This is a genomic window from Moritella marina ATCC 15381 (genome assembly GCF_008931805.1).
Lineage (GTDB): Bacteria > Pseudomonadota > Gammaproteobacteria > Enterobacterales > Moritellaceae > Moritella > Moritella marina.
Genome location: NZ_CP044399.1, coordinates 1,239,329 through 1,264,094 on the forward strand (window position 1 = coordinate 1,239,329; position 24,766 = coordinate 1,264,094).

Annotated in this window: 22 protein-coding genes; 14 read left to right on the plus strand and 8 right to left on the minus strand. The window is 40.5% G+C overall.

Translation table 11 applies throughout. From position 1 onward, the window contains the following. Window positions 1-15 precede the first annotated feature (15 nt). Window positions 16-732 carry an MOSC domain-containing protein gene (locus FR932_RS05615; RefSeq protein ID WP_019439825.1) on the minus strand — a complete coding sequence of 239 codons (717 nt, stop codon included), beginning with the start codon at window positions 730-732 and terminating at the stop codon, window positions 16-18. A 415-nt stretch (window positions 733-1,147) separates the two neighbouring features. On the opposite strand from FR932_RS05615, the gene FR932_RS05620 reads away from it, so the two are divergent. From FR932_RS05620 to FR932_RS05640, 5 genes are all read left to right on the plus strand, one after another. After that, complete coding sequence (locus FR932_RS05620; RefSeq protein WP_019439824.1) at window positions 1,148-1,747, plus strand: hypothetical protein; 600 nt, start codon at window positions 1,148-1,150, stop codon at window positions 1,745-1,747. A gap of 135 nt (window positions 1,748-1,882) precedes the next feature. Beyond that, window positions 1,883-2,602 (plus strand): tRNA-uridine aminocarboxypropyltransferase, encoded by a 720-nt coding sequence (locus tag FR932_RS05625; protein WP_019439823.1) that lies wholly within the window; start codon window positions 1,883-1,885, stop codon window positions 2,600-2,602. A 227-nt stretch (window positions 2,603-2,829) separates the two neighbouring features. After that, complete coding sequence (locus FR932_RS05630) at window positions 2,830-3,831, plus strand: Gfo/Idh/MocA family protein (protein ID WP_019439822.1); 1,002 nt, start codon at window positions 2,830-2,832, stop codon at window positions 3,829-3,831. A 140-nt stretch (window positions 3,832-3,971) separates the two neighbouring features. Continuing rightward, a complete protein-coding gene (locus FR932_RS05635) occupies window positions 3,972-4,574 on the plus strand; it encodes a hypothetical protein (protein WP_019439821.1) in 603 nt (200 codons plus the stop codon). Window positions 4,575-4,806: 232 nt separating this feature from the next. Next, the gene (locus FR932_RS05640) at window positions 4,807-5,331 is read left to right on the plus strand and encodes a hypothetical protein (protein WP_019439820.1); all 525 of its coding nucleotides are present in this window, start codon (window positions 4,807-4,809) and stop codon (window positions 5,329-5,331) included. 1 nt (window position 5,332) lies between these two features. Here the strand turns inward: FR932_RS05640 and FR932_RS05645 are convergent, their stop codons facing one another. Next, window positions 5,333-5,824 carry a MarR family winged helix-turn-helix transcriptional regulator gene (locus tag FR932_RS05645; protein WP_019439819.1) on the minus strand — a complete coding sequence of 164 codons (492 nt, stop codon included), beginning with the start codon at window positions 5,822-5,824 and terminating at the stop codon, window positions 5,333-5,335. A gap of 122 nt (window positions 5,825-5,946) precedes the next feature. Here FR932_RS05645 and FR932_RS05650 point away from each other — a divergent pair, with 122 nt between their 5' ends. Next, window positions 5,947-7,239 carry a multidrug effflux MFS transporter gene (locus FR932_RS05650; RefSeq protein WP_019439818.1) on the plus strand — a complete coding sequence of 431 codons (1,293 nt, stop codon included), beginning with the start codon at window positions 5,947-5,949 and terminating at the stop codon, window positions 7,237-7,239. 65 nt (window positions 7,240-7,304) lie between these two features. Here FR932_RS05650 and FR932_RS05655 read toward each other — a convergent pair whose 3' ends face one another. Further along, window positions 7,305-7,724, minus strand: coding sequence for a CBS domain-containing protein (locus tag FR932_RS05655; protein WP_026032033.1), 420 nt, complete (start codon window positions 7,722-7,724; stop codon window positions 7,305-7,307). Between the two features lie 424 nt (window positions 7,725-8,148). On the opposite strand from FR932_RS05655, the gene FR932_RS05660 reads away from it, so the two are divergent. Next, window positions 8,149-8,412 (plus strand): TM2 domain-containing protein, encoded by a 264-nt coding sequence (locus tag FR932_RS05660; RefSeq protein WP_019439816.1) that lies wholly within the window; start codon window positions 8,149-8,151, stop codon window positions 8,410-8,412. Between the two features lie 20 nt (window positions 8,413-8,432). Here FR932_RS05660 and FR932_RS05665 read toward each other — a convergent pair whose 3' ends face one another. After that, window positions 8,433-9,299, minus strand: coding sequence for a DNA replication terminus site-binding protein (locus FR932_RS05665; RefSeq protein ID WP_019439815.1), 867 nt, complete (start codon window positions 9,297-9,299; stop codon window positions 8,433-8,435). 437 nt (window positions 9,300-9,736) lie between these two features. On the opposite strand from FR932_RS05665, the gene FR932_RS05670 reads away from it, so the two are divergent. The 3 genes from FR932_RS05670 to FR932_RS05680 all read left to right on the plus strand — a co-directional run bounded on the left by FR932_RS05670 (window position 9,737) and on the right by FR932_RS05680 (window position 13,357). Beyond that, window positions 9,737-10,957 (plus strand): HDOD domain-containing protein, encoded by a 1,221-nt coding sequence (locus tag FR932_RS05670; protein WP_019439814.1) that lies wholly within the window; start codon window positions 9,737-9,739, stop codon window positions 10,955-10,957. A 611-nt stretch (window positions 10,958-11,568) separates the two neighbouring features. Beyond that, window positions 11,569-12,627 (plus strand): hypothetical protein, encoded by a 1,059-nt coding sequence (locus FR932_RS05675; protein WP_019439812.1) that lies wholly within the window; start codon window positions 11,569-11,571, stop codon window positions 12,625-12,627. Between the two features lie 247 nt (window positions 12,628-12,874). Further along, window positions 12,875-13,357: a type II secretion system protein gene (locus FR932_RS05680; RefSeq protein ID WP_019439811.1), complete on the plus strand. Its 483-nt coding sequence runs from the start codon at window positions 12,875-12,877 to the stop codon at window positions 13,355-13,357. A 117-nt stretch (window positions 13,358-13,474) separates the two neighbouring features. Here FR932_RS05680 and FR932_RS05685 read toward each other — a convergent pair whose 3' ends face one another. Further along, a complete protein-coding gene (locus FR932_RS05685) occupies window positions 13,475-15,175 on the minus strand; it encodes a bifunctional metallophosphatase/5'-nucleotidase (RefSeq protein WP_019439810.1) in 1,701 nt (566 codons plus the stop codon). 134 nt (window positions 15,176-15,309) lie between these two features. Between FR932_RS05685 and FR932_RS05690 the strand changes: the two genes are divergently transcribed. After that, window positions 15,310-16,098 (plus strand): class I SAM-dependent methyltransferase, encoded by a 789-nt coding sequence (locus tag FR932_RS05690; protein WP_019439809.1) that lies wholly within the window; start codon window positions 15,310-15,312, stop codon window positions 16,096-16,098. Window positions 16,099-16,281: 183 nt separating this feature from the next. Here the strand turns inward: FR932_RS05690 and FR932_RS21835 are convergent, their stop codons facing one another. Beyond that, window positions 16,282-17,070: an AraC family transcriptional regulator gene (locus tag FR932_RS21835; protein WP_019439808.1), complete on the minus strand. Its 789-nt coding sequence runs from the start codon at window positions 17,068-17,070 to the stop codon at window positions 16,282-16,284. 100 nt (window positions 17,071-17,170) lie between these two features. On the opposite strand from FR932_RS21835, the gene FR932_RS05700 reads away from it, so the two are divergent. The 3 genes from FR932_RS05700 to FR932_RS05710 all read left to right on the plus strand — a co-directional run bounded on the left by FR932_RS05700 (window position 17,171) and on the right by FR932_RS05710 (window position 21,464). Next, window positions 17,171-17,896: a glutamine amidotransferase-related protein gene (locus FR932_RS05700; protein ID WP_019439807.1), complete on the plus strand. Its 726-nt coding sequence runs from the start codon at window positions 17,171-17,173 to the stop codon at window positions 17,894-17,896. A gap of 571 nt (window positions 17,897-18,467) precedes the next feature. Beyond that, a complete protein-coding gene (gene aspA / locus FR932_RS05705; RefSeq protein ID WP_019439806.1) occupies window positions 18,468-19,931 on the plus strand; it encodes an aspartate ammonia-lyase in 1,464 nt (487 codons plus the stop codon). Window positions 19,932-20,162: 231 nt separating this feature from the next. After that, window positions 20,163-21,464: an anaerobic C4-dicarboxylate transporter gene (locus FR932_RS05710; RefSeq protein WP_019439805.1), complete on the plus strand. Its 1,302-nt coding sequence runs from the start codon at window positions 20,163-20,165 to the stop codon at window positions 21,462-21,464. A 162-nt stretch (window positions 21,465-21,626) separates the two neighbouring features. Here the strand turns inward: FR932_RS05710 and FR932_RS05715 are convergent, their stop codons facing one another. Both FR932_RS05715 and glgC read right to left on the minus strand, forming a co-directional pair. Next, the gene (locus FR932_RS05715) at window positions 21,627-23,192 is read right to left on the minus strand and encodes a glycogen synthase (protein ID WP_019439804.1); all 1,566 of its coding nucleotides are present in this window, start codon (window positions 23,190-23,192) and stop codon (window positions 21,627-21,629) included. 188 nt (window positions 23,193-23,380) lie between these two features. Then, the gene (gene glgC / locus FR932_RS05720; RefSeq protein ID WP_019439803.1) at window positions 23,381-24,709 is read right to left on the minus strand and encodes a glucose-1-phosphate adenylyltransferase; all 1,329 of its coding nucleotides are present in this window, start codon (window positions 24,707-24,709) and stop codon (window positions 23,381-23,383) included. Between the last annotated feature and the right edge of the window lie 57 nt (window positions 24,710-24,766).

The following is a 24,766-nucleotide window of genomic DNA, read 5'->3' on the forward strand; positions in this document are numbered from 1 at the left end:
ATAAATGAGCAGTGATTAAGCGTGATCTAATAATCTAAAATTCCAATTTTCTACCGTATTGGTGGTTAATCGCGTCTTAGCCGTTTCGCCCCAGTACGGTGACAACGCAGGCATTTCAATCAAGGTTGTTAGGTTTTCGTTGTCCAATGGCGCATTGAAGAACAATTCACAGACTTGCTTTACCGTTGTCGCAGGGGTTAAGCGTTTAATGTGAACCAGTGCATCACCTTGATTGACCATGCCCGGCTTAATCACACGATATAACCAGCCACAACGACTGAGAGCTTGCATCTGTACTGAAATGTCAGCGACATCCCAGCGGGTATTAAGGTTAAAGCAAGGCAGGCGAGGTTGGCTTACTTCGATAATGGCGTCACCCCATTGGTATTGATCACCAATACAGACATTTTCTTCCGTCATGCCTAACGCACTTATATTCTCACCCATACCAGGAGCTTCAAATCGCGGCTGTTCGTTCGTTCTCGGTGTATATACTTGTTGCCAAAATGGGTAATGTTCGGCTGGATATTGGTGTAAAGCTCGCTCAAGACCACCGTGGTATTTTTTATCCGCAGTTTCGTCACCTTCAAGCCCATGCTCAGAAAGGTAGATACTGTTACTCACAGGCTGCTTATCAATCGCAGTCTCGAATCCAAAACTTTGCTTAATGCGACCTACGTACACTTCAACTGCGTATTGTTGCGAAATAAGTAGTGATTGGGGATCTGACATATAGATATTTCCTTATAGATAAGCGTTTAGTCGGCTGGATTTTACAGCAGCCACACTAAATGGCAATCAACATTCAGCGTTCAATTATTTCGCTATTCCATGTCATGATCTGCAAGCTAGGGGTCACAATCGATATCCCGAGATTGATTGCTAAAGACAGGACTTAAATAGTGTTGTTCATTTACCCTAGTTCACTAAGGAAAAAAAATAATGTTATTTTTCACCTCGGAGAACACTAAAAATTTAATTTAGTCTAGTCTAAATGAAGTTGAAAGTGCATATTTATGAGTTGAGACATTATTTTTATGTTTTTTTCGTAAATATGCTTTTAATTTCGGCGACAAAGGTATAGAATCCGCCTCCTAATTTTTACAGAAAGCTACTAAAATGTAGCCGGTTATCTGCAAGGTAGACAATGAGTCATTACACAGTTTTAGGTTTATCAACATGGTTCGAACTAGTCGAACGCATCGGCTCAGAAGCAGAAGCCAAGACATATTTTTCAGAAACGAAGCTAGTCGAGTACAATAACAGAACTTGTCTCGAATTAGTTGAAGCGGGTATGTTAATGCATTTGAAGAATTGGTTAGCAGTACAATACCAAGAATTCAAATCAACGGGTGAGCGTTTACGTCGTGAACAAGTGTCACAGTCAACAAATTCTGTATCAAGTAAACTTTACTCGATAGAAGTGATCCGAACTCGTCCGCAAACGGATGGACAAAGTGCGCATCAACAAGCACAGCAAGTACAACAAAGACAGCATGTAGCATCGTCACAATTTGCGACTAACCAGGTTCGTCCTGTACATGCTACTGCAACACCGGCTGTTAAGCCTGAAGTTGCAAGACCTGTTGTTGCTGCTGCGCCTGTTGCGCCACCAAAACCGCGTGTAATTACGTCAAAAGCACCAGCACCAGAAAAGAAACCTGCTGCTGCATCTATGGCTAATTTCTTTATGCGTCAGGTTCGAGCGACTAAGTCTGAATTGGAAGATCGTAAGCACCATAATTAAGTGACGCTTGACGCGTACCTAATTATGTAAATGACCCAGTAGCAAGGATTGTCCCACGACGGTGGTGATAGGTCTTGGTACTGGGTCATTTTTTTATCTTCAATTTAGCAATTATTTATAACGTGGTATCACTTTATGCGCATTCATAATGTTCATCGATTAGCAACACAGCGTCTCGCTGATAGTACCAAGCCTTTTAACGCCCGCGGTGGCCGATTAATTCGCTGTGATTACTGCATGCTTGGCAAGCAATTTTGTATTTGTGAACATCGACCACTGGTTGAGTCTACGGCTGGTTTTATGTTAGTGATGTTTGATTATGAAATGATTAAACCAAGTAATACAGGCCGTTTGATCGCAGACGTTATTGAAGACACGTTTGCTTATCAATGGTCTCGTACAGCGCCTAGTCAAGAGATGATTGATATTATCAATGCCGATTGTTGGCAGCCATTCATTATCTTCCCTGAAGAGTATGTGGTAGAGCGTGAGCGAGTACAAACGGGCCCATTGGCCATCGCGTCGGGTAAACGCCCGTTATACATTCTGCTTGATGGTAGCTGGCGTGAAGCGAAGAAAATGTTTAAAAAGAGCCCCTGGTTACATGACATTCCGGTTATCTCATTTGATCCTGAAGTTGTGTCGCAATATCAGATCCGTAAAGCAGCAAAAGAAAACCAGCTGGCGACAGCAGAAGTTGCATCCTTGGTATTAGGGCATCATGGTGAAGCTGATAATGCTGATATTCTTTCTTGTTGGTTTGATGTATTTCGCGAACGTTATTTGGCGGGTACTAAGCAAATTGATGTTGGTGTTGATGCTGCGTTGCAACGCTTACAGACATTAACGGTCTAATTTTTTCAGTAGCCATAATAATAGCACTTGAGGTTGTATACATGAACTTGTGTGTGCAGCCTGTTTCAACATTCAACATTCAACATTCAACATTCAACATTCAACATTCAATTTTCTCCTATCACCTCTGTATATAATCTTCTTTGCACGTGTATGTACTTTTCTTATCAATATTAATCACCTATCATTGCTATCTGGTTTTTAGCATTTGATGTAATGGATAGATTATGCAGAATAAGAACGCGGATACAGTAACTATTCGCTGGGGTATTATTGGTTGCGGTTCGGTAACAGAATTAAAAAGTGGCCCTGCCTATCAAAAAACGGCAGATTTCGAACTCTCGGCTGTCATGCGTCGTGATCTTGGACTCGCTGCAGACTATGCGCAAAGACATAAGGTGAAAGCGTATTCTTCTAACGCGGCTGATATTATTCACAACGATGAGATTGATGCTGTCTATATCGCCACCCCACCTGATAGTCATAAATTATATGCCTTACAGGTTGCCGCCGCAGGTAAACCTTGTTGTATTGAAAAGCCCCTTGCACCGAGTTACGCTGATAGCTTAGCAATTGTAAATGCTTTTGAATCGCAAAATATACCGCTGTTTGTGGCTTATTATCGTCGTTCATTACCGCGTTTTAATAAGGTTAAATCGTTACTTGAATCCGGTGGCATTGGTGAGGTTAGAACGATTAATGCATTTCTAAATAAACCCGCTAATGCATTGGATTTATCTGGAGAATTTAATTGGCGAACAGATAAAACCGTTGCTACTGGTGGCTATTTTGACGATTTGGCTAGCCATGGACTTGATCTGTTTGCTTATTTACTCGGTGATTTTGATATTGTCAAAGGCCTAAGTACTAACCAACAAGGCCTGTACTCATCTCTGGATGCCGTCACTGCATGCTGGCAGCATAAGAGCGGTGTCATGGGTATTGGAAGCTGGAATTTTGGAGGATGTACACGTGAAGACCGTGTTGTTATTACAGGCAGTAAAGGAGAACTCAGCTTTTCAGTGTTTGACGAGGTGCCGATCGTTTTACAAACATTAAATCGACGTCAAGAATTCATCATCGAAAATCCGGAAAATATTCAATTACATCATGTCGCTAATATACGCGAACAGCTGGTGAATGGTGTAAAGCATCCATCCAGTGGTAAAACTGCGTTACATACAAGCTGGGTTATGACACAGATCCTACATGGTGGCCCATCATTATAGTCTGTCTAAACTGATAAGTTATCAATTGATAACTTATAAATATATCATTTAGCCTTATTTTGTAAAAAACGATATAGTGCTTAAAATTCAATACTGTAATACTCCGCGGCTGGATATTTAATTTTAGCTTAGGGGTCAGGATGACATTTTTTCATAGTTTAACGCATAAAGAGCAAGAATCTTTTCAAGCTTACCGATCTGGTACGACGAATAACAGCAGTTTTTCCTACGACCTTAATCATAAATTAAAGAGCAGTGGAAAGACCCCAAAACGCTTTCAATTACATTTGTTCAACCTAGATAACCTTACCTTAAAAGCTAGCCTTTCCTCGGAAGTGACTTTACATCGCGCTTGTTATGGTGATGGTATACAGCCTTTGTTACAAGGTGAAAAATATAAAGGGTTTCTGTCTGCGCTGGACAAAAATAATTGCCTCGGTCGATATTTTAATGAGCATCATAAAAGCGCTGATACAGATGCATATTATGTTGTTATTAAATGTCCAAAAGGCAGTAATGTCGCGAAATATAATACATTAAGACAGCAAGTCGCGACTGAATACCTCATACCAAGAAACTCTCGTTTCACTTTAGTCAGCAAAGAAGAGATTGTAGATAGCACTGAGATCCGGACATTAGCGGGCACGATCAATGCACGGAAACTGAAGAAAATTATTAGAATTGAATTAGTATTAAAAAAGCGTAATTGGTTGAAGAAAATATTGCGTAAAATAGCAACATGATTTCAGTTGGCAATTTAAAGTTTGTATATAAGGATCATCACAAAACTACCTCTTTATTTCCGTTTTATGTTATCTAGCGCATGTTTCTTGAAAACGATATATTTACCATATTTTATATATGTAATAGTCTGGTAAATGAGACAGCATGTCTAGAAAGTACATTTTGATAAAGTACAGTTTGATAAAGTAAGGCTCGATAAAATACAGCTAAAATGGATAAGAAGGTATTGCAATGGAATCGCCCCTCAAAGAAGTCATGTTTGAATACGTGCCAACCACCCAAGAAGTGGAAAGCCTATTACAGCAAACGCCGAACGCAAAAATTAATATAGCAAACACCAAGCAGGCCTGTGATATCAGTCAGATCAGTCATCTCAGCCATTATGGCTATTGTATTAATGGTATTCATATCGAAGTTGATATATGTGATGCGACAGAAATCGAGCCGCTGTGGTCGTTTCTGGAACTGGATTTCTTACGCATTAGTTTTACGAGTGATGAAGTACTGGAAGATGATTTCAACGGCTTTCTGACTTGGTTGGAAAATGCGGATAAACTGGAAGCGTTAGCGTTAGAAGCCCAGCCTCTGCATCAGGATGATGGCTTACAATTGCTGTCGATTTATTTTGCTGCGTCAAAACAGTTTCCCGTGTCCTTGTTTGTTAAAAACAATGTAGATACAGCGGCAATGCCGTCACTGCCTGCACTACAGGTATTAAATCATGCAAATGCGGCAATGACGATGAAGGCTTTTTAAGTTACGCGTCTTTATGTCCTGCTAATACCCGTTGCATCAATGCATCGAGTTGCTGTAACTCATCTGCAGATAATACACTGAAGGTATTTCTTTCTTGTTGGTGCAACTCGGGCATGACAGTTTCGATTAACTGCTTGCCTTTACTGGTGAGTAGCACCAATTTACTGCGTTTGTCTTCTGGGTTATCAATTCTAGCAATCAATTCAGATTGGCTTAAACGATTCAGTACCTTAGTCAGTCCACCGGAACTGAATATCATCGCTTGATATAACGTAGTGGGTGATAGGCAGTATGGCATTGCGCTACGTCTTAATGTCGCTAATACACCAAATTCAGCCCGTTGTAATTCATGACTCCCTACCAATGTTTCCATTTGCTGACTGCATAGATTGCTTACTTGCAGTAATCGTAACAATGCTGGTGAAACGGTATCAGCACATTCAGGCCAGTTAATCTCCATCATTTTTACTATGTCAGTAATGTCGTTTGCCATGTTTTATAATTCCATGTGAAGGGTAACAGATCCCTGTCTTTGTCAGATAACCAATAATATATCTTGCCAGGAAGGTAAAGTCCAGCTACTATCTTTCCAGAAAGGTAAATTAAGGTGAGAGAATGACACAACAAAATACCCCCTCAATCGACATGAATGCGGTTATGAGTGACAGTAAAATAGAGACTAATAAAGACACTGCTGGAAAAATGAGTAAGACGCTCATATTAACCTTAGCGGCAGTATTTGCATTAACCCCATTCACCATTGATAGTTACTTACCGGCAATGCCAACGATGGCCAAAGCAATGGACGTTGATATTTCGTTGATGTCAGTCACGGTTAGTTTATATATTTTTGGTCTCGCGATAGGGCAGCTAATTGGTGGGCCTTTGTCTGACAAAAAAGGCCGTAGTTACGCCATGATTGCAGGCTTGGTAGTGTTTGCGCTAGCGAGTCTGTTGTTAACGACGGCGACACAGATTGAAGTATTGTGGTTTTGGCGTGTCATACAGGCTGTCGGTGGCGGTATGGCCGTGGTGGGTGTACCTGCCACGATCCGCGATACATGTAGCGGTAAAGAGGCCGCTAAATTATTCTCACTGATTGCACTGATCATGATGATAGCACCGTCGATTGCCCCTACGGTTGGTACGATCATCATGTCACTTGCGGATTGGCGTTGGATCTTTTATACCCTGGCAATCATGGCGGTGCTGGTGGCTATTTTGGTTATGCGTTTTATGCCAAAGACGAAGAAAGTAGCAGTCGTATTGTCAAAAGAGCTAGCTGATAAAAAACCTGATGAAGTGCAAGACAAAATTGGCTTGTTGTCGGTGTTTAGTGAAAAACGCGCGTTAGGCTTTATGATTGCGCAAGCTTTTGCTTATTCCGTCATGATGATCTTTTTAACCAATGCTTCAATGATGTACATGGAAGTATTTGGTCAAACACCTCAACAATTTTCGCTGTTGTTCTTTGCCAATATTTGCGGTTTGATTGTTGTTAACCGTGCTAATTCATTTTTGTTAGCGAGATTCGAACCAGAATCGTTATTAAAAGCCTTTTTAAGCTTACAAGTACTTGGTGGTATTATATTAGTAATGGCATCTGTCATCGTCCCTGATGCGTTATATGTGACGGTTGCTGGCTTTGTTATTGCAATCTCAGCTAACGGCGCGGTGATATCAAATGCGAGTGCGTGTTTTATGAAACGTTTTGGTCGTAATGCAGGATCTGCTTCGGCAGTATTAGGGGCGACGCAATATACAGTGGGCGGTACTGTGAGTGCGCTATCAGCATTTATTAGTATGGGCTCGGTACAACCTGTGGTGGTTATTATGCTGATTTCATCAATCACAGCACTGACTGGCGCTACAATTGCTGGTCGTTATTCACGTAGCACGCAAGCGTAGTCACAGGTTCATAACGGAGTAAAATAGCGAGTGATAGGCTGACAAAGGGGAGCAGCCTATCACGATTAACGATTAAGTAAATGTGCACATAATTTAACAAAGTCAGATGAAGTCACAATACCAATCACGTTATTTTCATTATCAATAACGGGTAGGCAACCAAGTTTATTATCAATGAAGTATTCGACCACAATTTTCAATGGTTCATCTTCCGTTAGCTTTTGAAAATCGGTCTCCATCAAATCTTCAATTAACTGACCACGTTCTTTTCTCGCCAGTGCATCTGTACCGTATTTGTTGATCATTGATATGACAGCGCTGATCATTTTTTTATGTGTCAGTACACCAACTAAGGAGCCATCAGTTTCGGAGATAACCGGTAAGTGACGTACGCCACGCGTTTGCATTAGTTCATGTGCGTCTTTTAAACTGGCTTTATGACTGATACAAATTACATTGCTTGCCATTATGTCTCTTACTTTCATACATTATCCCCGTGTTGTTTTATTGTTAATTTAATTCACACCAATATAGCAAGTATACTTAATCAAGTCCAAAATCACATTGCTTTATTTAAAATAATCAATATGTTAATAGAAATTTTATTGATTATTTAAACAAATCTTTAATGCGTCTTGCCGATAAACTAACCACTAACCACTAACCATAAAACCTTACAAAAATTATGTTTTTATAAAATAAAACGTATTTGTATATTGTTTGTAAACGATATATAAATATACTGATTCGACAATAATCTGCTTTATTTTAAAGTTTATTGAATAACGATTGTTGTTTTTATTATACTTTATTGATCTTGAACAAAAATACAACCACCTGTCATTTTGGTTTTATTGTTGATATTTGTGTGATAATTTAATCACTTATATATTGCTAAGGGAGTTAGTTATGAAGGGGGCTGTAAAATCAAAGAAAATGGGAGCCGTATTATTAGCATTTTTCTTTGGTGTTCTAGGCGCACATAAGTTTTACCTAGGTTATCACAAACAGGGTATTTGCATGTTAGTGCTATTTATCTTTGGTTATGTTTTTTTAGGCTTACCGTCGATGGTCATTGCCATGATCGCATTGGTTGAATTTGTCATCTACTTGCTTAAACCAGCAACTGAATTTGAGCGAGATTATGTACTAGAAAGCCGTCCTTGGTTCTGATTACGTTTATTAAATTTATTTTAGCTCACTACTTTCTCAATAGAATGACCTGATAGTGTGCCTAATAGGGTATTTTTACGTTTATCCGAGCGTTGCTTACGCACTTGAGACGCGGTAAATGCCATCACTTCACTTGCCTTAAACATTTCCTTTTGCACGATGATAATTGGTAGCGGTGCTGTGACTGTTTTTAATCCAGTGGCTCTTACTATATTTGCCGCAGGCTGCACTTTGACGGGTCTGCGAATACGTAAATCCAGCTCTGGTGTTGATGTTATTTTTTGCTGTAATTGGTCTAAGGCAAGCAGGTTATCTGGCATTGCTCTTTCTTTTTCTGCGTTAATTTCTCCTAACAATTTTAGCTTGTCAGGCTGGTGTAATGAGTCTTTACGCTGCCAACTAAAGCGGACAGATTTCACACTCTCGTTTTCTAAACAATGGATCTTACGATATAAGTGCACAGTCATAACACCTGGGCAATTATCGTGTATCGCGCTGAATCGAGCTTGACGTGATGCATGCTCGCTTACAACCGCATGTTCAATCTCAGCTTTAAGCGTATTGATTGCTTTAATTAAGAACACAATTTTAGTCGTGTTTTGATGCTCTGGATGTAAGTGGATAACCCCTACATAACGTCGAGCCGACTTTTGCGAAAAAGGAGGCTTAATGTGAATGTCTTGGAACGCTTCTGAAGCCAACTTCATGGCGAGCATATCCGTGCTAAGCTCAGGAGTGATCTGGTTTATAGCTGCTTGTTCTTGGCCTTTGATCACACAAGGGATCCTGCTGACTAATGCCTGCACAGGTTTCGTCGTAGAAAATAGCTTTTCTAGTTGCTGTAAGTTTGCTGTGAGTTGAGCAAATAAACTTTTAATATCAGTCATGCCTCATCCTATTACTCGTATAATGGCTATTGATAATTAGCATAGTAATGAGTAGACCATCATGCAATAGCTTAGTTCATTGGGTGATCGCTATGTGATCAAGGTGACCGTTCGTTGATCGATGTTTGATGGAATTAATTTGCAAGTCTAATATAAGTGGGTGTGTAGATAATTTGGACAGCCTAATGAGATCTATTTAAAACAAAGTGACACTATGATGAACTTTGTTCGTTTTAACTAACTTAACCAGATGTAAATAGGCTAAAATAGTCGGTTGTTATTTTACTCTTGAGTCAATATATAATGGCGATGGGTATGAATGACCGCGAGTATTCATTACCGAGGTCAAATCATATTACCAAGACCACGGCCCTTTTTAGGTAACAAGCCTAGAATATTTGCATTTAGAAAGCACAGGAACATAGGAAGTTGTTTTAATGAAAAAGTCGATTTATACCGAAAAACGTTATAGACAATCGGGACTTGATGATGCGGAAAGGGTGAGTAATAAAGTAAAATCAAGATTCACAAAATGGCTTGTTAGCCATCGGTATTTAGTCCATCAAAAAGATGTCGATCATTTATTAAGTCGCGAATCAGATTTTTGTGATTCAGTTATTTTGCACGAAAGTGAACGGGTTGCAGAACAACAAAGGATTTTGTTGGAATGCGAGCAAGACCGCGTTAAAGAAAAAAGGCTGAATGCAGAGACTCGACAGGAGCGCTATAAAAAAGTCTCAGACGTTGTGATCAAGGCTGCAGAGGCGGTGTTATCTCAAAAATTAAATGATACAGATCCAAGTCAACTCATTATCGGCACACCATATTTTGAAGAGTTTGCTTCTTTTGCCTATGGAGCAAGCCTTGATTTCACTAAACTCGGTAACCTGTGTACTTTAAGCAAACCGTTATCTAACAGTATTCTAGATTTGGTTAATAACGATAAATTTTGTGAGAAAAAAGGCCAGAAAGTGAGGAATATTCGCGATCCTAAAACCGCGATTGGTTTCATTGGTATTGAAAGTTGCCGTATGATTTTTCCTGTGATGATGTCAAAACAGTTATTAAAATGGTCAGATAAAAATACCAAAATTATGGTGCCTAAAATCTGGCAATCTGCAGTCAGTACAGCCAATGTAACCAGGATGAGACTAGCTGATGTAGAATATAAAGAACCTGACATCGGTATTTTACTCGGTATGATGCGCTCGATAGGTTTGTTTATTATTGCCAACAACTTTATATCGAGTTTTGACGAGGCTTTATCACTTGTTATGATGGATTATAAAGAGAAAAAAATGAGAGATGAGTATTTTTCTTGTGCGGATGTAACCCCTAAACTTGAGTATTTGCCGTTAATCATTGAGAAATTTGAAGGGCTTGTTACCAAAAAGATAATAGAAACATTTAATTGGGATATGAATACCATCCATATTAAAAATGCACTGATTGAAGATATTGATAATGTGGCTATTTTAGAGCGAAGCATCTTAGGTGCGGCCCTTGCGCAGGGGAAGGCATTTACCGTTTTTGATATGATGAATAAATCGCATGTATTCGATAGAGAGCATTTGCCTTATTGGTTAGCACATCATCAAATCGAGATGAGTACCTTTAAAAATTTACGCAGTCGAAACCCCGGCCAATTGGAATTTTAATGCTGAAAGCTCTTTTTGCTCATCAATAACGGTGCTCAAAAATATCATAAATAACGCTGCTTAATATGCCATTTTCAACTGTCAAACGTGACCTTAGCTTGATGCTAAGTGATTTAAAATGGAAAGCGTTCGAATCTCATGATTTTTTGGGCATGGTGAAGATTGGGCGTTGTTGATAGAAAATATGCTTTCAGAAAAGATCCCAAGCTTATTAGATGCTTGTATTACCCGTTATGCGCAATACGAATTTGAACCAGAATTAACAGCAAATCCAGTTGATAGCTAAGACACACCTCGTTTAAGTGTTACTCTCAATTCCCCCTGCTTTCTATCATGCGAGCCTTGTCTCTGACGCATAAACACTAAGCCATCATGTTCAATATTAGCTTAGTGTGCAATACACTAAGCCGTTTCAATCTCTCCCTCGTTCGTTCATACGTCTTCATATCTATACTGCATGTAGATTGTTTTATCTTAAAATCAAAAAAATATCCTATATGAATGCCAAATTTACTAAATCACTACATACTTAGACAGTTATGGGGGAGTCGTTAGGAGGAGTGAGCGACCCGATAAATTAGCCCATCGGTTTCAATTGTAGGGATGAACAAATGAGGATAGCATTGATATTACAACGCAGTTTACAGGCCTTGTTTATTACGTCGACGGCTTTACTAGTCTCTTGTTCAAGTTTTGGCCCAAGTACTATCGAACGCGACCGCATGGATTACGGACTTTCGCTCAATACATCGATTAAACAGCAATTGCTGGGCAACATAGTACGACTGCGATATATGGAAGCGCCTATTTTTGTCGACGTTGCTTCGGTGATTAATCAATACTCCTTGTCTGGCAATATCGACGCAGGGATTGGTTTTAATAGCGGCAATAATACTGGTAGTCTCGGTGCCGGTGGGCGCTGGGAAGATCGACCGACGATAACCTACAGTCCTATCTCTGGTCGGAAGTTTTCTGAAAGTTTACTCACACCCATTGCACCGGAATCATTATTCGCCTTGGTGCAATCTGGCTGGTCAACCGAACTTATGTTCCGTCTGACTGTTGCGCAAATTAATGGTGTGGTCGATGCGAATCCACCTCTGCAGGCGGATCCCCGTTTTCGTGAGATGTTGTCTGTTTGGAACCGATTGCGTGAAGCGCGGATTATAGCGTTGCGGAGAAGTAGTAACCTCAATGAGAAGGCGAAGATTGTGTTGTATGTCAATGATGTCGAACTTGATGAACAAACACGTGAAGATCTGCTTTTCTTACAGGAGACTCTGGGCTTACGCAAAGGTGCTAAAGAATTCACGTTATCGTACGGGTTGATAAGCAATGATCCCGATGCGCTTGTCGTGTTGACCTTATCAATATTAGATATGATGGTCGATTTGGCGCGACTAGTCGATGTACCTCAGCAGCATATAGACGAGGGCAGAACTTTTCCAACCTTTGTCGATACCGGACTCGGAGGGCATTTGTTGAAAGTACATTCTTCTCTAGAAGAGCCGGAAATGCCGTATGTGGCAATTCGTGAGCGTGGTTATTGGTTCTATATTGACGATAGAGATCTAATGAGCAAACGCACTTTTGGTGTTTTACAGATATTACTTAGCCTGACAGACTCTGGTGACGCCGCTATAGGCCCAGTGTTATCTATCGGCGGTTAGTAGCTCTCATAGTCCTAATATAACGTGAATTTCAGCATAACCGTCCTCACCTTCGATGCGATAAGTCCGATGGGAAGGGCTGTCGGTTACCTACGATTTATTTAATATAGCTATAAAAACCACTGTGTGGAATATTATTCTGCGTATATATTCATATACGCTATTTAAATGATGTTGTAACATGCAGCGTCATGGCTATAGGTTAAAACAGTTAATTGCACACTTAAGGTTTTTGGAGTTAAGAATAATGAAGAACAAGGGTTTTACACTGATCGAACTAGTGTTAGTTATAGTGATATTAGGGATCCTTGCGGCAACAGCAGTTCCTCGATTTATAAATATACAAAGGGATGCCCGTATTGCCTCACTTGATGGTTTTGTTGGCGCGGCGACAGAGACCAATTCAATGGTGATGAGTAAAGCAACCATTGCTGGCGTTGAATCTGTTAAAGTTGAAACAAATATTCCTAATACAGACTTGTATGTACTTGACGGTTATATGAGTCTTAAACCTGAGCACATCACAACAGCAATGCATATTGATGGCTTTATGATCACTGATTATAGACTTTTCAGTGGTGCTAGTTCATATGTGTATTTATCAGATAAAGAATTAACGGTACCGGAACTTAAAGCCATGGGTTGCTTTGTTCAACTAACTCGTGGGATAAACTCTGCGAGTATTGGTCTTGGTAATCTGACGATAAATAAGTTTTATAGTGGCTGTTAGAATGAATTATAAAAATCAGCCTGCGAATATGCATTAACACCTTAATTGGATTTCTTAAATGAAAGGGGATAAGTCGTTTAGCCCCTTATTTTTCGGTATAATTACACGCCCTTTAACTTATAGCCTGTTCGACACATCTTGAAGAAAATCAATGAAGCAATCTGCCATTGAATGGTGACTAACAATCCCGTCACCTTCCATCATCGTCAGTGCTTCATAACCTTCCTTACCTTTCATGGTATAAGCGGAAGAGCTGCCGTAATAATACTTGTCATCATCAATATCGACCCAGCCGTCTTGCGCTGTATGAATCATGAGTCCAGCAATACGTTGACCAAGCGGGCGTTCAGCGTGATAGTCAAAATCCAAGTTATATGTATAAGGGTAGCTGCCCGAACCTGTGCCAATTACGCCATTATTGGTTGCGTTGTTGATCGCGCCTTCGAGTGCCTGCGCTATATATTTGCCTTTGATGTGATAAGCACCGATGGGTACGGCAAAGGGCAGTAGCTTGCCAGCGATATCACAAATTGAAACATTACCTTGGAATAGCGAGGTTCTTACACCACCGGCATTATGAATGGCAAAATCTATTTGATGACCGTCTTTATTCATCATATGGGCAAACGATTCAGCCACTAACGGCGCTATCTCACTGCCACCTTGCTGATCGGGAATACGGATATGACGCATATCTTTTGTTAAGTTAGCGATCACTGTGCTTTGCAGCTTGCGCACTCGCGGGATGTACTTATCTTGTAGCAAACTTTGTAGTTGCGGATCTTTTTTACATATCACCACGTTTTCATGTTGCGTGAGGTACAGGCTAGCCTGTGCATGAATTGCATCGTCATTGGTTGTTAACAAGCTTGCATTTGTACAGAGTCGGCGCCCAATCAGCAGTTCATTCTTGCCTTTGAAAGTACTAACCGAACCATCGGCGGCGAAATCAATTTCGCAGTGACCAAGCGCCTGTGAGTGGAATCCTGCTTGCACGATATAAGTACCATTAACTTGATGTCCGTATTCAGCTTCTTTTTTAAGTCCTAAGTCGCTGAAATCCCCTAACAGGTTGTGGCTATGACCGCCGACAATCAAGCTGATGCCCTCCACTTTATCGGCAAGCTCACAATCCCCAGTAAAACCAAGGTGACTTAATAATATGATCTTATTAATCCCTGACTCTCGGATAGCGCGCACAGTATTTGTAGCCGTTTCAATGGCATTAACAAATGGCGTGTCTGGATCGACATTGGCTATATCGGCCATTTTATCTAGTGATACTCCGAATATTGCCACGGACTCACCATCGACAACGCGCGTCATCCAGCGTGCAGTCTGCTGCTCTGGTTGATAAGAGAGTAAGTTAGGGCGACCCTTTAAATAATGCGACTTGGTTGTTAATTCGTTAGTCAGATCCCAGTTACCTGCGAGTAGTGGAAACTCAATACGATCTAAAAATTCAGCCACTGGTTCATTACCCATATCGAGTTCATGATTACCAATGGTCATGACATCAATGCCTAATGCGTTGAGCATATCGGAATTGGCTTTCCCTTTGAACAGCGAGAAATACAGCGTACCTTGAAAGCAATCGCCAGCGTGGACAAATATAAAGTCACGGTTGTTCTGCAGTGCGATCGCTTTAAGCTGTTTAGCGCGCGTGGCGATACGAGAAAATCCGCCGTTACTGACATAAGGCGATATCATTTCACCGTTAATATTTAGCTGCAATTGCAGTGACTGAGGTTCAAAGTAAGAGTGCGTATCATTTATATGCGCCAGTGTTATTTTAACTGGCTTATTCTTTTTCATCATAATGTTTCAGTTTTTATCTATGCCTGAATGGATAGTAACGCATTAATGATGACATTATCATGAATATTTTAGCTTAAGTCGCCCTACTAATTGCAAGGAATGTACTGTAATGTTTGTTACCTATTTAGGAGTGTTTGTTATTACCTGCAGGAGCAGTACCAGTGGTGAGTGTTGAAGAGCATTATGAAAGCTTATTATCTGATGTGTATACGTGGTTAATGGGTGGATTTGATGAAGCAAAAAGTAGTAATTTAGCCTTCTTTAAAAATAGACACATTGCATCCTCATCCTCGGGTATTGCGCTGGATTTAGGTGCAGGTTCTGGCTTTCAATCAATCCCTTTGGCTGAACTCGGTTTTAATGTCACTGCGATAGACCTTAGTCAAAAATTATTGGGTGAATTAAGGACTAATGCGACGAGTCAGTCTCTTGTAACTATGCCATCTATTGCAATAAATAAGTCTATTACGACTATCAATGATGATATTTTAAATTTTAAGGATCATCTCAGCAGTCCGTGTGAATTGATTATCTGTATGACAGATACCATCACGTATCTAAAATCGAAGCAGGATGCTTTAACTATATCCCAGGATTCATTCAGTTCGCTTGAAGCGGGGGGTAAGTTAGTTCTTACTTTTCGTGACTTATCTGCTGAACTTAAAGATACCGATCGGTTTATTCCGGTGAGAAGTGATGAGAACATCATCTTTACCTGCTTCTTAGAATACGAGCCTGAAACCGTTAAGATACATGACATTGTTTACATCAAAAAACAGGATTCATGGGTACTTAATAAAAGTTGTTATCGTAAGATCCGACTCTCGGCTGAGTGGGTAGAGGAGCAACTTGCAGTGATTGGTTTTAGCATTGAAGAATCAAGTAATAGTGGCGGCTTTCAAACCATAGTAGCGGTGAAGTAAAGCTAGATTAAAGGCTAAGTTGAATTTGCCCCGAAGCGAGTTAGCATTTATTTTTATCCCATTAAAGCAAGTTGCCGTTTTTCGAATATTTCTAATGCGAATTTTACCTACAGAGTAGATAAAAGCTATTTAGGCTCAATTTGTCATGTTCAAATAGAATAGATTTTGTCCTGTTACATCCTTCTAACTCGAGAGTACATGACCTAAACTATTTGTGCGGTACCTACTAGGTGTCTGCGCAAAAAAGCCTTTAAATGCATGTATATAAGCAGAGGATGATGTGTACCCTAGTTCCATTGCAATCTCTTGAATTGACATTTTGGTATCTAGTAATTGCAAAGACAAAACCATTCTTATATTTTGTCGCCACAAGGAGAACGATTGATTAAACTCTTTCGCACAAAGTCTAGATAATGTTCTTTCTGATGCACCGACCTTAGTCGTCCACTCTTTTAATGTGAATTGTAAGTCTGGCTGATTTTTTAATTGAGTAAATATGGACATGAGCCTTCTATCACTCGGTATCAACAGTGGGATCTCGTAAGTACTAGCTATTTCTATTTGGTCTCTCAATACCGTCAGTAGATGAATGATCGTAGTTTCAGTTTGCTGAACTGAGCAATTGTCGAATAAGAGCAGTATCAACTCTTTAATCAATGGGGTGACTAAACATGACTTTTGTTCATTTCTATACGTGATAGAAAAGTTTGGATTGAGATAAATAGCCAAGAATTGTGTGTCTGTTACCGCTACAGATTTATGAGTTGTGTTCGCGGGTATGTATAACATCGCATTGTGTGGAATCATCACACACCTACTCTCAATGTGTGACTGCAACAAACCTGTTAAAGGGAACACTATTTGATGCCATGGGTGTGAATGATAGTCATCTAGGTAATTGGACTGCATATGTATTTTTTTAGTAATTAGCGGTCTATTAATGTATTGCTGAATCAGTTCGTTTGCTTGCATATTTGGCGGCTTATCTATGTTTTATGTCTGATAGTATAAATCAAGTCACTTTAGTTTGTTGTAGAATTGTGTCCCGATAACCATTTAGGAGAGCAAACCGATGCATATTCACTTTATCATTCATGAACATTTTGAGGCACCAGGTGCTTACGAAACTTGGGCTAAGATGAACAAACACAAAATAACTTATTCTCATGTTTATAACGGCGATCGCCTGCTACAGAGCGTAAATGATATTGATTTTCTAATTGTTATGGGTGGCCCACAAGATCCAGAAATAACCATTGATGAATGCCCTCATTTTGATTCAAAAGGAGAGCAGAATATTATTACACAAGCAATTGACGCAGGGAAAGTGGTGATTGGGATTTGCTTGGGTTCTCAACTTATTGGAGAAGCGCTGGGCGCGCAATATGAGCGTAGCCCAGAACGAGAAATTGGTAAATTCCCTATATCTTTAACCAAAGCAGGATCAAGCCATTTTTTATTTTCTCATTTTGGTGAAGTACTCGAAGTTGGTCATTGGCACAACGATATGCCTGGCCTCACTCCTGATTCAGAAGTCATAGCTTACAGCGAAGGCTGCCCAAGACAAATAGTCGCTTATAGTGCGCTTGTTTTTGGTTTTCAATGCCATATGGAGCTGACAAAAGACGTTGTAGCTCTTTTAATTGACAATGACGACCTTAGTAATGCATCAAACTACCATTTTGTGGAGGAGCCAGAAGTATTACTCAGCCATGATTATGACGAGATGAACAAAAAACTGCATGTATTCTTAGATAAACTAGCCAATGTTTATCAGTCAAAAACTAACTATCTATAGTACAGCGACTACCGTGGTGCTATTGGAAAGTATGAATGTTTGAGAAAATACTCTGCTGTGCAGTGTTGACTTCAAGTCTGCCATACTTTCAGTAATGCGAAACGTCCTTATTGAAGCTCAAACTCTAAGCCATTTTTGTCCAATTTCGGCTTAGCACACACTAAGCCGAATTTTTCCAAACAGAGTTAAAGCTGGTGGCAGCGTAATTTGGACCAGTCACTGCATGAGCAATAATGCTATCCATTCGCTACTTAATCCTGTTTTCCCTACCAATCCACCCCTAGAACAACCTAAAGTTCATAAAATAAACGTATTAATTCAAAACTCATCATTTATTGATTATTTAAGGATATATTGATTTACTAGCCATAAAGGGGTGTTTGTGGCGGAATCTATTATGAAAATAGATAAAACATGCTGATTCAGAGGTCGAAAAAAACATTATTCACTTTCGTAATTTTTTGTTTTTAAAAGGTGATCGAAACACGCTTTATTAAAAAAAATAGAACGTATTATCCACTCATATTCTTTATATATCCTTTAAACAAAAATCAATTAGCAGAGTGTAATCATGACAGTATTAACAACCGATCTTACCTTGGAAACACATCTAGAAACTCGCCTAGAAACTGATTTACTCGGGGTAAAACAAATACCTGCACAGGCTTACTACGGTATTCACACATTACGCGCAATGGAAAACTTTAAAATCAGCAAGGAGAAGATTGGCGATTGTCCTGAGTTTGTACGCGGCATGGTAAAAACCAAAAAAGCAGCTGCATTAGCCAACGGCATTCTGGGTACTATTCCAGAAGAAATCAGTGACGCGATTGTTAACGCGTGTAATACATTGCTAGCAAGCGACGAATTTTATAATCAATTTCCCGTTGATGCATTCCAAGGTGGCGCAGGTACATCGGTAAATATGAATACCAATGAAGTTATTGCCAACATCGCGTTAGAGCAGATGGGGCATGCCAAAGGTGCTTATAATCACATCAACCCAAATGACCACGTGAATAAAAGTCAAAGTACCAATGATGCTTATCCTACTGGCTTCCGTGTTGCCTTGTTTGAACGCAGTACTGCGGTATTAGTGGCGCTAACATCATTAAGCGAAACCTTTTTAGATAAAGCCGAAGAGTTTAACGACGTATTGAAAATGGGACGAACGCAGTTACAAGACGCTGTACCGATGACATTGGGTCAAGAGTTCCACGCTTTTGGTATTACGCTAAAAGAAGAAATCAGAAGTATTAACCGTTGCCAAGAATTACTGCTTGAAATCAATCTTGGCGCGACAGCAATCGGTACTGGCTTAAACTCGCCAATCGGTTATTCAGCACTGGCGATTGAAAAGTTAGCTGAAATTACTGGTCATGCATTTGTACCTGCAGAAGACTTAGTCGAAGCAACGTCTGACTGTGGTGCGTATGTTATGTTGTCGAGCGGCTTAAAACGTTTAGCAGTGAAACTATCTAAAATCTGTAACGACTTACGTCTACTTTCTTCAGGCCCGCGTACTGGTTTAAACGAAATTAACCTACCTGAAATGCAGGCCGGTTCATCAATTATGCCAGCAAAAGTAAACCCTGTTATTCCTGAGGTGGTTAACCAGGTTGCATTTAAAGTGTGTGGTAACGACATCACCATCACCATGGCGGCTGAAGCGGGTCAATTACAATTAAACGTAATGGAACCTGTGATTGGTCAATGCCTATTTGAATCATTATCTTTATTAGAAAATGCGTGTTTCACACTACAAGACAAATGCGTTAAAGGTATTACAGCTAATCGCAAGGTATGCGAAGACTTCGTGTTAAATTCAATTGGAATTATCACGTATCTAAATCCGTTTATTGGTCATCATGAAGGTGATGTGATTGGTAAAATCTGTGCTCAAACAGGCAAAAATGTACGTGAAGTTGTATTAGAACGTGGATTACTGTCTGAAACTGAATTAGATGAAATCTTCTCTATCGAAAACCTAATGAAGCCTAAATACACAGGGCAGCGTTACACGAAAGCTATTTAATAAGCGTTGGACTGGATCAAGTTGAAATATATTGATCGTGAGCAATGTTAACCCTGTTAGGAGTACCGTTCAATCAGAGGCTTGTGATATAAACGAGCGCAAATGCGCAAGCGATTGAACGGGAAACCTTACGTGTCAAAACACGGGGGAAACGGTTAATAGAGCTGGGATCTGTTTTCGAAAAATACAGATTTACCTATCGCATATTTTTAATTTTAATCGGAGTTTTCTATGATTGTTGTACAACTTTTTGTCGTACTGCTGTTTATCTACTTAGGTGCACGTATTGGTGGTATTGGTATCGGGTTTGCTGGTGGTGCGGGCGTACTTGTCTTAACCATGATCTTAGGTCTCGATGCGGGTTCTATCCCTATCGATGTTATTTTAATTATCATGTCAGTGATCACCGCAATTGCAGCAATGCAGGTGGCTGGTGGTATGGATTGGCTAGTTGATTTAGCTGAAAAATTTCTACGTAAAAACCCAAAACGCATTACCTTCTACGCACCAATCGTGACTTATTTCATGACAGTGCTAGCGGGTACGGGTCACACGGCATTCTCGACACTGCCGGTAATTGCTGAAGTAGCAAAAGAGCAAGGTATTCGTCCATCGCGTCCCTTGTCTATTGCTGTTGTGGCGTCTCAAATTGCGATTACTGCGTCGCCAATATCAGCGGCAGTGGTATTCTTCTCAGGTATTCTTGAGCCACTGGGTGTTGATTACTTAACACTATTAGCGGTTTGTATACCGTCAACATTCTTAGCGTGTATGGTCGGTGCATTTGTTGCAAACTACTTAGGCTGTGAACTAAAAGACGATCCTGTGTATCAAGACCGCCTTGCCAAGGGCCTGATTAAAATGAATGGTGAAGGTAAACGTGAAATTTTACCGACCGCTAAAACATCTGTTTATATTTTCTGCGCCGCTATTGTGGCTGTTGTCGCTTATGCAACGATGATCAGTGGTAGTGTGGGTCTTATTGAAAATCCAACAATTGGACGTAACGAAGCGATTATGGCGTTAATGCTGACTGCTGCTGCGTGCATTGTGACTTTTACTAAGATTGATGCATCACAAATTGCTAACGCGGCGACATTCAAATCAGGTATGAGTGCTTGTGTTTGTGTGCTGGGTGTTGCTTGGTTGGGTGATACGTTTGTGTCGGCTCATATCGGTGAGATCAAAGAGTTCTCTGCGAGTATCCTTGAACAATATCCGTGGATGTTAGCTGTGGTGTTATTCTTTGCTTCAATGTTACTTTACTCTCAAGGTGCAACAACAACCGCATTGATGCCTGCAGCACTTGCGATTGGCGTTGCACCTATTACGGCGGTGGCTTCTTTTGCTGCTGTAAGTGCGCTGTTTGTATTACCAACTTACCCGACATTGCTTGCCGCGGTAGAGATGGATGATACCGGCTCAACACGTATTGGTAACTTAGTCTTTAACCACCCATTCTTCATTCCTGGTGTCGCGACTATTTCAACGTCTGTTGCACTTGGTTTTGTATTTGGCGGGCTTATTCTTTAATTAGAACGGTTAAGCTAAAAGAGAGTTAGTGAAAGAGAGTTAGTGAGAAGATAGTTAACGAAAGCTAAAATTAGACTAAACGAAAAAAGGCGCCATTTAATATAAATGGCGCCTTTTTTCGTTTTGGTCTTTATGCAGAGAAGTGTTTAAGCACTCAATCTATTAGTGCGTATAAAGCAGTTCTAGATACTGTTTCGTGCTTTCTTGCCAGCTGAAACGTGCTGACTTGGCGTTGTCTGCGATCTTAGCCCATGTCTTCGGCTTACTTGCGTGTAGTTTGATTGCATCATTAAAGGCTGCGATTAAGTTATCACTTTGTTCTTGCAGTGATGAACCATTAAAGCTAAAGCCATTTTCTAAATGCTGAACCGTGTCTTTCAAACCACCAACCGCGTGCACTAGGCAAGGTTGACCGTCACGCATCGCTAACATCTGGCTAATACCACAAGGTTCAAACGAGCTTGGCATCAAGAACAGGTCGCCATGTTGATACATTTTATCTGACAGTGCTTGGCCATAACCATTCAAGAATAAGAAGTTGTCATGGTTTGCCATTAGCTGCATGAATTCAAATTCAATCTGGGTATCACCCGAACCCAGAATAATTAGTCGACCATTGACGCGAGCAAGATCATCAAGCAATACCGATAATACGGTTTTACCTTGATAAGGTTGACGTAATAACAGGGCTTTTTGATCGGTTAAACGACCAATGCTTGTTACCAAGAAGTCAGTAAACGGTGCTTGGCTATTCCAGTTATTAATTTGTTCGTTGGCAAGGTAATGAACCGTCTTAAGCTGGGCAGATTGTGCTAACCAACGTTTCACTTGTTGCTGTGCTGGTGCGATAAAAGTACTTAACGCGGGCTTTTTAGCGCGTTTTTTACTTACCGTGTCCGTGTACTCACAACCATTTAAAATGCCGACTAAGCGACCTTGCTGTTTGGCTGCTGCTAAATCTTGCTCTAGGCCTTCACCACCAAAGAAACCATTCGCCGCATCGCTAGCGTGTAATACTTCTTCAGCGTAAGTAGGCGATACCACATGGACTTTATTCGACAGGTTGATACCAGCGCGCATCGGGTTATAACAATGGGTATAACGCGGATCGCAAATATGGCTTTGATCAAAATTAAGCGTCGGGAACCAATGGCGTAAGCTTGATTCATCGTCTGCAAATGGGCGGATGCCTTGCAAAGCAATGTTATGTACAGTGTAAACAGTATGAATGTTTGCAAGCTGTTTATACTGTGGTGCATATTGGTTTAATACTGCTACCGTTGCGCTGTGCCAGTCGTGTAAATGTAAGACATCAGGTCGTGTTAACTTCGATTCGATAAGCAGTTGGCATACAGCAAGGTTAAATAGTGCATATTTAGTTGCGTCAGTCGCAAAAGGGCGATTACCTTCGTCATGGCTGTAAACATTGCCGCCTTGACCAAATAGCGGGTGTTGGACAACAAATTGACGCACTTTATTCGCTGTTGCAGGGAGGAACAGCTCGAACAAGGTTACAGTTTCTGTTTTGCCAGCAAATTCAACTTCAACACTTGCAAGTTGACGAGATTCAAACTTGGCAGCGTAATGGCCATAATCAGGGATCACAACGTCAACACTTACATCATGGGCTGGTAAGGCTTGGGGTAAATCGCGAACGACGTCAGCAACGCCACCCACTTTAGCACCTGGTACCGCATCATTTTCGGCTGCTATCATTAAAACATGCATGAATAAATTGTCCTTAAAGCAGAATAGTAAACTTGTGTTATTAGATGAACTTGTAGAGTTAGGTGTACTGTAAAATTAGACGTACTTGTAAAGCTAAAGTTATAAAACAAAAATAGCAATAAGTCACTTAGTTAAGTGACTTATTGCTTATTAAGTACTGTTTATAAAGTACTGGGCATCGTGATTTTTTAAACCAGTGCTACATCTTTTTCTATCGCTTGCTCAGCGTTTTTCTCTAATGCGGTTTTAGCTTGTTTCGCAGCCATTAATTTCAGCATATCAGCAGTGACTAGTGTGATGCCTTTTGGTGATACTCGGAAGCCATTAGCAATATCTTGCTCTTTATCATGACCAACGATTAAACCAGCAGGTAATACGCATTTACTGTCAACGATAGTGCGGCGTAATTGACAGCTTTCACCAATATCGGCACCCGGTAAAATAACCGATTCTTCAATCGTTGAGTACGAATGAACGTGCACATTAGAGAACAGCAGTGATTTACGGATTGTTGAACCAGAAATAATACAACCACCAGATACCGTTGAGTCAACAGCCATACCGCGACGTTCATCGTCATCAAATACGAATTTTGCTGGTGGTAGTTGCTCTTGGTACGTCCAAATCGGCCAGCTTGAATCATAAAGGTCAAGCTGTGGTTCTGGTGTAACCAGTTCCATGTTCGCTTCCCAGAATGAATCCAGTGTACCTACATCGCGCCAGTACGGTTGTTTGTCGCTATCAGGGTCGCTGAATGGGAATGCAAATACGTCACTACCTTCAATGATTGATGGAATGATGTCATTACCAAAGTCACGGTCTGATGTTTCGCGTGTCGCATCTTTTTCTAACTGTTCGAATAGGAACTCAGTATTAAATACATAGTTGCCCATTGACGCTAAACATTGACCTGGTTTACCCGGGATCTCGTTTGGTTGTGCTGGTTTTTCATTAAATGCTTTAACACGATTATCACTATCAACCGTCATCACACCAAATTGACCAGCGGCTTCTTCTGTTGGTACTTCGATGCAGCATACTGTCATGTCAGCGCCGTTTTCTACGTGTTTAGCAATCAAATCACCGTAGTCCATACGGTAAACGTGGTCACCTGATAAAATCATCACGTATTTAGGCATTTCTGCGCGGATAATATCCATGTTCTGGAATACCGCATCAGCAGTACCCGAATACCAGTCGTTACCGTAACGTTGTGATGCTGGTAAGATCTCGACAGACTCAGACAGTTCTTTCTTGAAATGTCCCCAACCACGGTTTACGTGACGGATTAATGAGTGCGATTTGTACTGTGTAGCAATACCAACACGACGGATCCCAGAGTTAATGCAATTAGATAATGGGAAATCGATAATGCGGAATTTACCACCAAAAAATACCGCTGGTTTTGCGCGCCAATCTGTTAACTCATGTAAACGACTGCCTCGACCACCTGCAAGGATAAGGGCGTAAGTATCTTTAGTTAAGTTACTAATATAACGATGTGCACCTTGTGACATATTACTTCTCCATAAGCTTTTTGTCGGAATTCGGTTTATATAAAGTGGCTCAAATCA

What these genes read in the sequence shown, in the direction of transcription:
- FR932_RS05710 (WP_019439805.1), top strand. Translation starts at nt 20,163, where the DNA reads ATGATTGTTGTACAACTTTTTGTCGTACTGCTGTTTATCTACTTAGGT.
- aspA (WP_019439806.1), top strand. Translation starts at nt 18,468, where the DNA reads ATGACAGTATTAACAACCGATCTTACCTTGGAAACACATCTAGAAACT.
- FR932_RS05685 (WP_019439810.1), bottom strand. Translation starts at nt 15,175, where the DNA reads ATGATGAAAAAGAATAAGCCAGTTAAAATAACACTGGCGCATATAAAT.
- FR932_RS05715 (WP_019439804.1), bottom strand. Translation starts at nt 23,192, where the DNA reads ATGCATGTTTTAATGATAGCAGCCGAAAATGATGCGGTACCAGGTGCT.
- FR932_RS05675 (WP_019439812.1), top strand. Translation starts at nt 11,569, where the DNA reads ATGAGGATAGCATTGATATTACAACGCAGTTTACAGGCCTTGTTTATT.
- FR932_RS05635 (WP_019439821.1), top strand. Translation starts at nt 3,972, where the DNA reads ATGACATTTTTTCATAGTTTAACGCATAAAGAGCAAGAATCTTTTCAA.
- FR932_RS05660 (WP_019439816.1), top strand. Translation starts at nt 8,149, where the DNA reads ATGAAGGGGGCTGTAAAATCAAAGAAAATGGGAGCCGTATTATTAGCA.
- FR932_RS05650 (WP_019439818.1), top strand. Translation starts at nt 5,947, where the DNA reads ATGACACAACAAAATACCCCCTCAATCGACATGAATGCGGTTATGAGT.
- FR932_RS21835 (WP_019439808.1), bottom strand. Translation starts at nt 17,070, where the DNA reads ATGCAAGCAAACGAACTGATTCAGCAATACATTAATAGACCGCTAATT.
- FR932_RS05665 (WP_019439815.1), bottom strand. Translation starts at nt 9,299, where the DNA reads ATGACTGATATTAAAAGTTTATTTGCTCAACTCACAGCAAACTTACAG.
- FR932_RS05670 (WP_019439814.1), top strand. Translation starts at nt 9,737, where the DNA reads ATGAAAAAGTCGATTTATACCGAAAAACGTTATAGACAATCGGGACTT.
- FR932_RS05645 (WP_019439819.1), bottom strand. Translation starts at nt 5,824, where the DNA reads ATGGCAAACGACATTACTGACATAGTAAAAATGATGGAGATTAACTGG.
- FR932_RS05640 (WP_019439820.1), top strand. Translation starts at nt 4,807, where the DNA reads ATGGAATCGCCCCTCAAAGAAGTCATGTTTGAATACGTGCCAACCACC.
- glgC (WP_019439803.1), bottom strand. Translation starts at nt 24,709, where the DNA reads ATGTCACAAGGTGCACATCGTTATATTAGTAACTTAACTAAAGATACT.
- FR932_RS05655 (WP_026032033.1), bottom strand. Translation starts at nt 7,724, where the DNA reads ATGAAAGTAAGAGACATAATGGCAAGCAATGTAATTTGTATCAGTCAT.
- FR932_RS05615 (WP_019439825.1), bottom strand. Translation starts at nt 732, where the DNA reads ATGTCAGATCCCCAATCACTACTTATTTCGCAACAATACGCAGTTGAA.
- FR932_RS05620 (WP_019439824.1), top strand. Translation starts at nt 1,148, where the DNA reads ATGAGTCATTACACAGTTTTAGGTTTATCAACATGGTTCGAACTAGTC.
- FR932_RS05630 (WP_019439822.1), top strand. Translation starts at nt 2,830, where the DNA reads ATGCAGAATAAGAACGCGGATACAGTAACTATTCGCTGGGGTATTATT.
- FR932_RS05680 (WP_019439811.1), top strand. Translation starts at nt 12,875, where the DNA reads ATGAAGAACAAGGGTTTTACACTGATCGAACTAGTGTTAGTTATAGTG.
- FR932_RS05625 (WP_019439823.1), top strand. Translation starts at nt 1,883, where the DNA reads ATGCGCATTCATAATGTTCATCGATTAGCAACACAGCGTCTCGCTGAT.
- FR932_RS05700 (WP_019439807.1), top strand. Translation starts at nt 17,171, where the DNA reads ATGCATATTCACTTTATCATTCATGAACATTTTGAGGCACCAGGTGCT.